General features: G+C 66.3%; 7 protein-coding genes, 1 tRNA gene and 1 pseudogene. 2 read left to right on the top strand and 7 right to left on the bottom strand.

Annotated elements, in window-relative coordinates; all coding sequences use genetic code 11:
* From VDQ18_RS05995 to VDQ18_RS05970, 6 genes and pseudogenes are all read right to left on the bottom strand, one after another.
* Nucleotides 1-833 (bottom strand): annotated as a pseudogene (locus VDQ18_RS05995) (ABC transporter permease); the annotation flags it as partial.
* Nucleotides 834-930: 97 nt separating this feature from the next.
* Nucleotides 931-2034, bottom strand: coding sequence for an extracellular solute-binding protein (locus VDQ18_RS05990; protein ID WP_323020077.1), 1104 nt, complete (start codon nucleotides 2032-2034; stop codon nucleotides 931-933).
* A 77-nt stretch (nucleotides 2035-2111) separates the two neighbouring features.
* Nucleotides 2112-3209 carry an ABC transporter ATP-binding protein gene (locus VDQ18_RS05985; protein WP_323020076.1) on the bottom strand — a complete coding sequence of 366 codons (1098 nt, stop codon included), beginning with the start codon at nucleotides 3207-3209 and terminating at the stop codon, nucleotides 2112-2114.
* Between the two features lie 354 nt (nucleotides 3210-3563).
* A tRNA-Leu gene (locus VDQ18_RS05980) sits at nucleotides 3564-3650 on the bottom strand.
* Between the two features lie 263 nt (nucleotides 3651-3913).
* The gene (locus tag VDQ18_RS05975) at nucleotides 3914-5197 is read right to left on the bottom strand and encodes a peptidoglycan-binding domain-containing protein (protein ID WP_323020075.1); all 1284 of its coding nucleotides are present in this window, start codon (nucleotides 5195-5197) and stop codon (nucleotides 3914-3916) included.
* Nucleotides 5198-5298: 101 nt separating this feature from the next.
* Nucleotides 5299-5469: a hypothetical protein gene (locus VDQ18_RS05970; RefSeq protein ID WP_323020074.1), complete on the bottom strand. Its 171-nt coding sequence runs from the start codon at nucleotides 5467-5469 to the stop codon at nucleotides 5299-5301.
* A gap of 80 nt (nucleotides 5470-5549) precedes the next feature.
* Here VDQ18_RS05970 and lipB point away from each other — a divergent pair, with 80 nt between their 5' ends.
* Entirely contained in the window at nucleotides 5550-6260 is a 711-nt protein-coding gene (lipB, locus tag VDQ18_RS05965; RefSeq protein ID WP_323020082.1) for a lipoyl(octanoyl) transferase LipB, read from the top strand.
* A gap of 24 nt (nucleotides 6261-6284) precedes the next feature.
* Here the strand turns inward: lipB and VDQ18_RS05960 are convergent, their stop codons facing one another.
* Nucleotides 6285-7493, bottom strand: a complete 1209-nt coding sequence (locus VDQ18_RS05960; RefSeq protein WP_323020073.1) for a PLP-dependent aminotransferase family protein — start codon at nucleotides 7491-7493, stop codon at nucleotides 6285-6287.
* A 305-nt stretch (nucleotides 7494-7798) separates the two neighbouring features.
* On the opposite strand from VDQ18_RS05960, the gene ctaD reads away from it, so the two are divergent.
* Nucleotides 7799-9451: a cytochrome c oxidase subunit I gene (gene ctaD / locus VDQ18_RS05955; RefSeq protein WP_323020072.1), complete on the top strand. Its 1653-nt coding sequence runs from the start codon at nucleotides 7799-7801 to the stop codon at nucleotides 9449-9451.
* Nucleotides 9452-9519 lie beyond the last annotated feature (68 nt).

The raw sequence follows: 9519 nt of genomic DNA, 5'->3' as shown, positions 1-9519 counted from the left end.
TCGGCCACGAGGCCGATCCAGACCAGGAACTGGTTCACCACGCCCTGATCCTGCAACAGCACCTTCCAGCTCGAGGTTCGGACCAGAAGCGATGTCCAGAAGGGCAGCATCACCAGGATCAGCAACAGGTTCGCGTGCCGCTCCTTGATATTGGCCAGAAGGAACGCGACCGGGTAGCCCAGGAGCAGCGTCATGAAGCAGATCAGCGCCGACATCCAGGCCGTCCGCCAGAACAGCATCAGATGCAGCGCCTGATTGTCCGGCACCGCCTCGACATGGCCCGAGACCATCGTCAGGTCCACGGCCGCCAAGTAATAGCCGGTGGTATAGGGGCTGGAATAGGCCTTGAGCGAGCGCCAGGTCTCCAGCGCGCCCCAGTCGCGGTGCAGATCCAGCACGCGCTCGCGGAACGGACCGTCGGTCTCCAGATCCCAGTCCGGCATTTCGCGCTGGGCGCGGCGCATCATCGTGGTCCAGCCCGCGGCCTCGAAATTCATCCGCCGCGCCAGATTCAGCGCGGTGCGGTTCTCGATCGCCACCTGCAGGTCCGCGACCAGGGCACGGAACACCGGCTCGGGCGGCAGTTCGGTCGAATCGACATCCCAGCTTTCCAGCGCGGTGATGGTCTGGGGCAGTGTCTCGACGACGATGTTGTTCTCGACCGAGCGCATCAGCATCGAGACGATGGGCATCAGGAAGCCCACGCAGATGAAGATCAGCAAGGGCGCGATCAGCATCAGCGCGCGCAGCTTCTGGCGCCTCAGCGCCCGGCCCAGCTGTCGCTTCAGGGCGCCGCCGGTCAGCTCGGGCGTCGGCGAGTCACTCATCGTCATCTGTCATTCCCTGTCGGTGCCGGTTTCCGTCTTGGCGCGGAAAGCCGGCGTCTGATGCGGAACGGCCGGCCCCGTCAGGGGGCCGGCCGTCAGCGTGTTATTGCGCCAGCCAGGCCTGGAAGCGGGCGTCGATCTCGTCGCGATAGTCAGCCCACCACAGGTAGTTGGTGACGAAGGCGCCGGTCATGTTGGCCGGGTCGGTCGGCATGTGCGGGGCCATTTCGATGCCCAGCGTTTCATGCTGGCCCACCAGCGGCGCCGACGAGGCGCGGGCCGGACCATACGAGATGTACTTGGCCTGATCGGCCAGGCGCTGGGTGTCGGTCGCGAAATAGAGGAAGTCCATCACGCGCTGCAGGCGGTCTTCCGGCAGGCCCGCGGGCACGATCCAGCCGTCGATGTCCAGCATCTGATAGCCCCAGGCCATGCCGATCGGCTGGTCCTGCTCGGCGATGGCCGAGAAGAGGCGCCCGTTATAGGACGAACCCATGAAGATCTCGCCATCGGCCAGCAGCTGGGGGGTTTCGGCAGCGGCCGACCACCAGATCGTCTGGTCCTTGATCGTGTCGAGCATGGCGAAGGCGCGGGTCAGGCCCTCTTCCGTCTCGAGCATGTCGTAGACTTCGTCATAGGGCACGCCGTCGCACAGCAGCGCCCATTCCATGTTCCCGACCGGGCGGCGGTTCAGCGCGCGGCGGCCCGGATAGGTCTCAAGGTCGAAGACGGCGCAGGCATCGGTCGGCGGCTCGACGCCTTCGGGCACCATGTCGGTGCGGTAGCCGAAGGTGGTCGAGAAGACGATCTGCGGAATGAAGCATTCCGAGACCAGCATCGGGCCGAAATCCTCGGTGGCCGAGGTGCCATCCGGCGCGGGCGCCAGCTGCTCGTCGGCGTTGATCGGCATGGCCAGGCCCTCGTCGCACAGCCGCAGCGAATCGGCGGCCTCGACGTCGACCAGATCCCAGGTGATGTTGCCCGCTTCCTGCATGGCGCGCAGACGCGCCACCGCATCGGCCGAGCTTTCGTCGGTGATGATGTTGATGCCGGGATTGGCGGCCAGATAGGGGGTGAAATAGGCGTTGACCTGCGAGGCCTGATAGGCCCCGCCCCACGACACGATGGTCATGTCCTCGGCGCTGGCGGTGGTGGCACCCAGCGCCATGACGCCGGCGGCCCCCATCAGAATCGTTTTCAGTTTCATTATTTAAGACTCCCTGGTCGGTCTGCCCGCTGATTTTGCACGCCGCCCTGCGGGCAAAGACGGCGCGATGGCATGTGTCAGGCGTCGAGCGCCCGGCAATCCTCGGGGCGCCAGCCGATGCGGATCTTGTCGCCCGCCGACAGCCTGCGCTGGTCCTGCGCGTTGCGGTATTTCATGACGAAATCGTCACGCCCCGCGACCCGCAGCCGGAACCGGAAGGTATCGCCCATGTAGATGAATTCGAGCACCTCGGCCTCGACCAGATGAGCGTCGCGCGCCAGCCGGTCGGGGTTCGATTCGACCCGTTCGGGCCGGATCGAGACGCGGGTGCGTTCGCCCGCCTTGCTGACGTTCACCGGCTGCGCGTCGATCAGCGTGCCGTCGTCCAGCCGCACCGTGCATTTGTCGCCGTTGATCGTCTCGACCGTGCCGTCGAGCTTGTTGTTCTCGCCGATGAACTGGGCGACGAAGCTGTTGGCGGGCCGCTCGTACAGATCCTCGGGCGGGGCCAGCTGCTGGATGCGCCCGTCGTTGAAGACGGCGACGCGGTCCGACATGGTCAGCGCCTCGGTCTGGTCATGGGTGACATAGACCGTGGTGATCCCGAGGTTATGCGCGAGATTGGTGATCTCGAACTGCATATGCTCGCGCAATTGCTTGTCGAGCGCACCCAGCGGCTCGTCCATCAACACCAGCTCGGGCTCGAAGACCAGCGCCCGGGCCAGCGCGACCCGCTGCTGCTGGCCGCCCGACAGCTGGGCCGGGCGACGGTTGCCGAAGGCGCCCATCTGCACCATGTCCAGCGCCCGCTTGATCTTGGCCTCGCGGTCCGACTTGCCGATGCCGCGCACTTCCAGCGGGAAGGCGAGGTTCTCGGCGATCGTCATATGCGGGAAGAGGGCGTAGTTCTGGAACACCATCCCGATTCCGCGCTTGTGCGGCGGGATGTTGTTGATCGGTTTGCCGTCCAGCAGGATCTCTCCGTGCGTGGCGGTCTCGAACCCGGCCAGCATCATCAGGCAGGTGGTTTTCCCCGACCCCGACGGGCCCAGCATGGTCAGGAATTCCCCCTTCGGCATGCTGAGGTTCAGATCTTTGACGACAAGAATTTCGCCGTCATAGCTTTTCTGCACGCGATCAAAGACGACGAAACCGTCGGCGCGGGCTTGGGACACGTAGCTTCCCCCTGTTGGGACTTTTGTTTGTTGTTCTTGAGGGTCAGTAAAAACACCCCGCCCCCTCATTTCAAGCGAATATCCGCCCGTTTCCGTTCGGCAAGGGTCAAACACGACAAAAGGAGAGCCATTTGCGCCCTCGGCAGGAGGATCGGCCTGTCTGTGCGGATTTCGCGGGCGTTCCGCCCGGAAGGCCCGCGGTTCCTGCCGCTCAGGCGGGCAGATTTCGCGGTGTCCGGCGGTTTTCTGGGCAGGGAAGGGATGCCTGGCGGGCAGTGGGGGCCGAGGGCCCGGGCGCCAGATAGACAAAAGCCCCTGAGAACAAGAAAGTGTTTGTTCTCAGGGGCTTTGAAATGGTGCGGTCGAGAAGACTCGAACTTCCACGGGGGTTAGCCCACAGCGACCTCAACGCTGCGCGTCTACCAATTCCGCCACGACCGCACTGGATTGGTGGGCTGCATGTAGCCGGTTCGGAAAGGGTTGTGAAGAGGGAAAGCAGCGCCCCGCGCAGCTTTCTGCACGCGCCCTTTGCCCCCCTGCCCCAGGCACGGAAGGAACGGCTGCGGGCCAGGCAGATCACCCGGTGCCGCCCGGCCGTTCCGCCGAATCGGGGCAAGGCTCCCGGTCTGGCCGGGCCTGTCCCGGCGGGCACGAAAAAGGGGCCGGGCTCGTCCGAGCCCGGCCCCCGAAACGCAGGCGCGCGGTTACTTGCCCGCGGGCGCGGTGGGTTGCGGCACCGGCGCGGCGGGCTGGGTCGCGGCGGCGGCGGGCTGGGCGCCGGTGGCCATGTCGACGGCCGCCAGGATCAGCCGGTTGCGGTCGGCGGGGCCGGGCTGGAAGGACACCGCCATCCCCTCGGCCACCGGCACGCTGGTGCGATACCATTGCGCCGCCAGATCCGGGCGCTGGGTGGCGCCGATCCCCTGCATCAGGTGATGCGCGGGCAGCTCGCCATAGGCCGTCTCGCCCAGCGCGGCCAGGATCAGGGCCGAGCCGATGGCGACGGCCAGATTGTCCGTCGCATAGCCCGAGGACAGGCAGATCCGCGCATTGGTCGCCAGATCCGCGGTGCTCATGCCCGAGGTCAGCACCCATTGCGTCATGCCCGCCAGCACCACCTCACGGCTTTGCAGGGACAGCGCGGCGACCTGCGGCTCCAGCGTGGTGCCGAGGCCCGCGCATTGCGCCGCCACATCCTGCGGCGCGACGCCCAGCTGGGCCATCAGCGCCTCGCCATCGGCGATGGCATAGCCGCGCGCCAGGCAGAATTGCTCGTTCAGGGTGAAGCCCGGGTCGGTGATGTTGCCCAGCGTCGTGTAACCGCCATTGGCCGAGGTCACGAGGCCCACACGGTTGCAATGCGAGGCAAGCGAGGCCTGCTGCGCCCGCCCGCCGGAACCGACGAAATTCGGCATGCCGGTCACCGGCGCGGCGGCGGCGGTCGCCTGCGGCGCGGGATCGGCCACCGGCGCCGCGGCGGTCAGCGTGCCCTGTTGCTGCGGGCGGCCCAGCATCTCGTCGCGCACGACCAGCAGGAAGCCGCGCAGCCCGTCGGGATGGCTCTGGCTGACCTGGATCACCTGCGGCCCGCCGAATTGGGCGCGCTGATACGAGGTGACCAGCACCTGCCGCTCGAACTCGGTCAGCTGGCCGGTGATCGGGAAGCCCAGATAGGCCTGATATTGCGAGATCCCGGCGCGGGACTGGCGGCCCAGCACGCCGTCCGGGGCGCCGACGTTGAAATAGAAGTGGTTGAGCGCAGTCTGCACCTCGCGCGCCTGCTGGCGGGCGCCGGAATCGACGATCACCGTGCGGGTCTGGGTGCGGGGCCGCTGGCTGCTCTGGATGCCGCCGACGATCAGGCCGCCGATGATGCCCCCGGCGATGGCGTCGCCGATATCGGCGCTGACACGGCCGGTGGTCCCGGTCATGAGCGCGGCGGCAAGAAGGGTGGAGGTAAGGATCTTCGCGGACTTCTTCGCTGACATGGCTTCTATCCTGTATCCAGATACTGAAAAGCGGGCTTTGAGGAATGGCGGGCGAAGGCTAGCCCCTCGGGCGATTCGCGCCAAGACCGAAGCGGCGGGCCTTATCCTGCAGGCTGCGGCGGGACCGGCGACACCGCCGCGCGCGCGGCAACCTCGCCGCCTGCCCTTGCGGGCAGCGCCGCCACGATGGGCAGCGCGGCGAGGGCGGCCAGCAGGATCAGCGTGGCGATCTGGGTCTGGGTGCGGGTCTCGGCGCGCAGGGGGCGGGACATCTCGGCCTCTTTCGGATGCGGGCTTGGTTGACTGTCCCCCTTGGGTCGTTACCTATCGGCCAACGGTTCAAAGAAAGTTCATCGCGATGGAATGGACGGTGCTGCCCGGCCTTCAGCCCTACCCCGAGACGCTGGCCGCGATGGAGGCCCGCGTTGCCGCCATCGCCAGGGGCGAGGCGGATGAGGCGGTCTGGCTGCTGGAGCATCCGCCCCTCTACACTGCCGGAACCTCAGCCCGACCTGAGGATCTGACCGATCCCGACCGCTTCCCGGTCTTCACCGCTGGGCGCGGCGGGCAATACACCTATCACGGGCCGGGCCAGCGCGTGGCCTATGTCATGCTCGACCTCAACAAACGGGGCCGCGACGTGCGCTGCTTCGTGCACCGGCTGGAAGATTGGGTGATCCGCACGCTGGCCGAGTTCAACGTGACCGGCGAACGGCGCGAGGGGCGAGTCGGCGTCTGGGTCCAGCGGCCCGAAAAGGCGCCCCACCCCGGCGGCCTGCCGCGCGAGGACAAGATCGCCGCCATCGGCGTGAAGCTCAGACGCTGGGTCAGTTTCCACGGCATCTCGATCAACGTCGAGCCGGATCTCGGTCATTTCACCGGCATCGTGCCCTGCGGCATCCGCGAGCATGGCGTCACCTCGCTGGTCGATCTGGGCCTGCCGGTGACAATGCATGATCTGGACGTGGCGCTGCGGCGGCAGTTCGATCAGGTGTTCGAGGCAGCGACGGCTTGCGGAGGCGGGACGGTGCGTGCAAGCACGCACCCTACGGACGCCATGTAGGGTGCGTGCTTGCACGCACCGCCGTCACACCGCCCTGAGCAACCGCCCCAGCCGCGTCATCCCCTCCTCGATCATCGCCTCGCTGGCGCAGGAAAAGGCCAGCCGGATGGTGTTGCCGTTCGAGCCGTCGGCAAAGAAGGCCCGTCCCGGCACAAAGGCCACCTTCTCGGTCTTGAGCGAGCGGGCCAGCAACTCGGCCCCGTCCACCCCCTCGGGCAGGGTCAACCAGACGAACATCCCGCCCTCGGGCTTCGTCCAGCGCACACCCTCGGGCATGTGCCGCTCCAGCGCCGCCAGCATCGCGTCGCGCCGGGCGCCGTAGACCCGGCGCAGATTGGCGGTGTGCTCGTCGAAGATGGCGCGGGCCACCTGCTCGGTGGCAATCTGGTTCAGGGTCGGCGAATGCAGGTCAGCGGCCTGTTTCATCAGCACCAGCCGCTGGATCACCGGCGCCGCCGCCACCACCCAGCCGACGCGCAGGCCCGGCGACAGCACCTTCGAGAACGAGCCGGAATAGATCGTGCGGCAGGCGTTCAGATCGCCCTTGCGCGCCAGTTCCAGGGCCAGGATCGGCGGCACCGGCTCGCCATCGTAGCGCAGCGCCTGATAGGCGGCGTCCTCAATGATCGGGATATCCAGCGCCTCGGCCAGATCGAGCAGCGCCTCGCGGCCCGAGCGGTCCAGCGTCTCGCCCGTCGGATTGGCGAAATCGGCCGAGAGATAGGCGAATTTCACCCGCCCGCCTGCGGCCTCGGCCGCCTCGGCGATGGCGTCGGCCGGACGGTTGCCTTTGGGGTCGAGCCGGTCGTAGCGCGGTTCATAGGCGTTGAAGGCCCCGAGCGCGCCCATATAGGCGGGCCAGGTCACCAGCGCGGTATCGGCGGGATCGAGGAACAGCTTGCCCAGATAATCCAGCGCCTGCTGCGAGCCCGAGGTGATCAGCACCTGATCGGGCGAACAGGGAATGCCGATCGAGGCCATGTGCCCGGCGATCCACTCGCGCAGCGGCTTGTACCCTTCGGAGACCGAATATTGCAGCGCGGCACCGGCAGCAGGGCCGGTCAGCGCCCGGTCCATGGCATCGCGGAAGGCGGCGGCGGGAAAGAGCGCGGGATCGGGGATGCCCCCCGCGAACGAGATGATGTCCGGCTGGTCCAGCAGCTTGAGCAATTCGCGGATTTCCGACGCCTTCATCCGCCCGCTGCGCGTGGCCAGCACCTGTTGCCAATCCATGATGTCCCTCCCGGTCTTGCGGCGCCGACATCAGCGCGCGGCGGGATTTAAGTCAATTATGCTGACCCAATGTTACAGGCCCGGCTGCGAAATGTGATCGCCGCCGGGAACCAGCCCGGCGGCGATTCGGCCTGCGGCAATGCGCCGTCCTTGACCTGCGTCAAAATTTTCCGTTCTGCGACAACAGGGACGTTGCCGCCGCGGCGTGACCATTCTAGAACGGGAATAAGTCTCGGCCGCGTGTACCCCACGATTCCGGCCCTGATCGCGTGAGAAAAAAGTTCGTAAGGGAACGGGAGCAACGAATGGCCAACGCAGCCGCCCACGGACACGAAGACCATCGCGGGTTCTTTACCCGCTGGTTCATGTCCACCAACCACAAGGACATCGGCGTCCTTTACCTGTTCACGTCGGCGATCGTCGGGTTCGTCGCGGTGGCCTTCACCGTCTACATGCGCCTTGAGCTGATGGAGCCGGGCGTGCAGTACATGTGCCACGAAGGCTTCATGGCCGCGGATTGCTCGCCCAACGGGCATCTGTGGAACGTGATCGTCACCGCCCATGGCGTGCTGATGATGTTCTTCGTCATCATCCCCGGGCTCTTCGGCGGTTTCGGCAACTATTTCATGCCGCTGCACATCGGTGCGCCGGACATGGCCTTCCCGCGGCTGAACAACCTGTCCTACTGGCTCTATGTCGCCGGTGCCTCGCTCGCCGTGATCTCGGTCTTCGTGCCGGGCGGTGAAGGCGGGCGCGGTTCGGGCGTGGGCTGGGTGCTCTATCCGCCGCTCTCGACCCGCGAGACCGGCTTCTCGATGGATTTCGCGATCTTCGCCGTTCACCTGTCGGGTGCCTCGTCGATCCTCGGCGCGATCAACATCATCACCACCTTCCTCAACATGCGCGCCCCGGGCATGACGCTGCACAAGGTGCCGCTGTTCGCCTGGTCGGTGTTCGTCACCGCCTGGATGATCCTGCTGGCCCTGCCGGTGCTGGCCGGCGCCATCACCATGCTGCTGACGGACCGCAACTTCGGGACGACCTTCTTCGACCCGGCCGGTGGCGGTGACCCGATCCTCTATCAGCACATCCTGTGGTTCTTCGGCCACCCGGAAGTGTACATCATCATCGTCCCGGGCTTCGGCATCATCAGCCACGTGATCGCCACCTTCTCGCGCAAACCGATCTTCGGCTACCTGCCGATGGTCTACGCGATGGTCGCCATCGCCGCGCTGGGCTTCGTCGTCTGGGCGCACCACATGTACACCGTCGGCATGTCGCTGACCCAGCAGACCTATTTCATGCTGGCCACCATGACGATCGCCGTGCCCACGGGCGTGAAGATCTTCTCGTGGATCGCGACGATGTGGCGCGGCTCGCTCTCGTTCGAGACGCCGATGCTCTGGGCCTTCGGCTTCCTGTTCCTGTTCACCGTCGGCGGCGTGACCGGGATCGTCCTGTCGCAGGCCCCGGTCGACCGGATCTATCACGACACCTATTTCGTCGTGGCGCACTTCCACTACGTGATGTCGCTGGGGGCGGTCTTCGCGCTCTTTGCCGGGATCTATTACTGGATCGGCAAGATGTCGGGCCGGCAATACCCGGAATGGGCGGGCAAGCTGCACTTCTGGACCATGTTCATCGGTGCCAACCTGACCTTCTTCCCGCAGCACTTCCTGGGCCGTCAGGGCATGCCGCGCCGCTACATCGACTACCCGGAAGCCTTCGCCATGTGGAACTTCTGGTCGTCGATCGGCGCCTTCCTGTCCTTCGCCTCGTTCGTGTTCTTCATCGGCGTGATGTATTACACGCTGCGTCACGGCAAGCGCGTGACCGAGAACAACTACTGGAACGAGCACGCCGACACGCTGGAATGGACCCTGCCCTGCCCGCCGCCGGAGCACACCTTCGAGCAGCTGCCGAAGCGTGAGGACTGGGACCATTCGCGCGCCCACTAGGCCCGCGATACCCTTGAAGGCCCCGGTGCAAACCGGGGCCTTTTTCATGGCCTGACGGCGGCTGCCCC

The organism is Pararhodobacter sp. (genome assembly GCF_034676075.1).
Classification (GTDB): Bacteria; Pseudomonadota; Alphaproteobacteria; order Rhodobacterales; family Rhodobacteraceae; genus Pararhodobacter.
The sequence above is the reverse complement of the archived record's forward strand: the minus strand, read 5'-3'. Positions and strand labels throughout refer to the sequence as shown.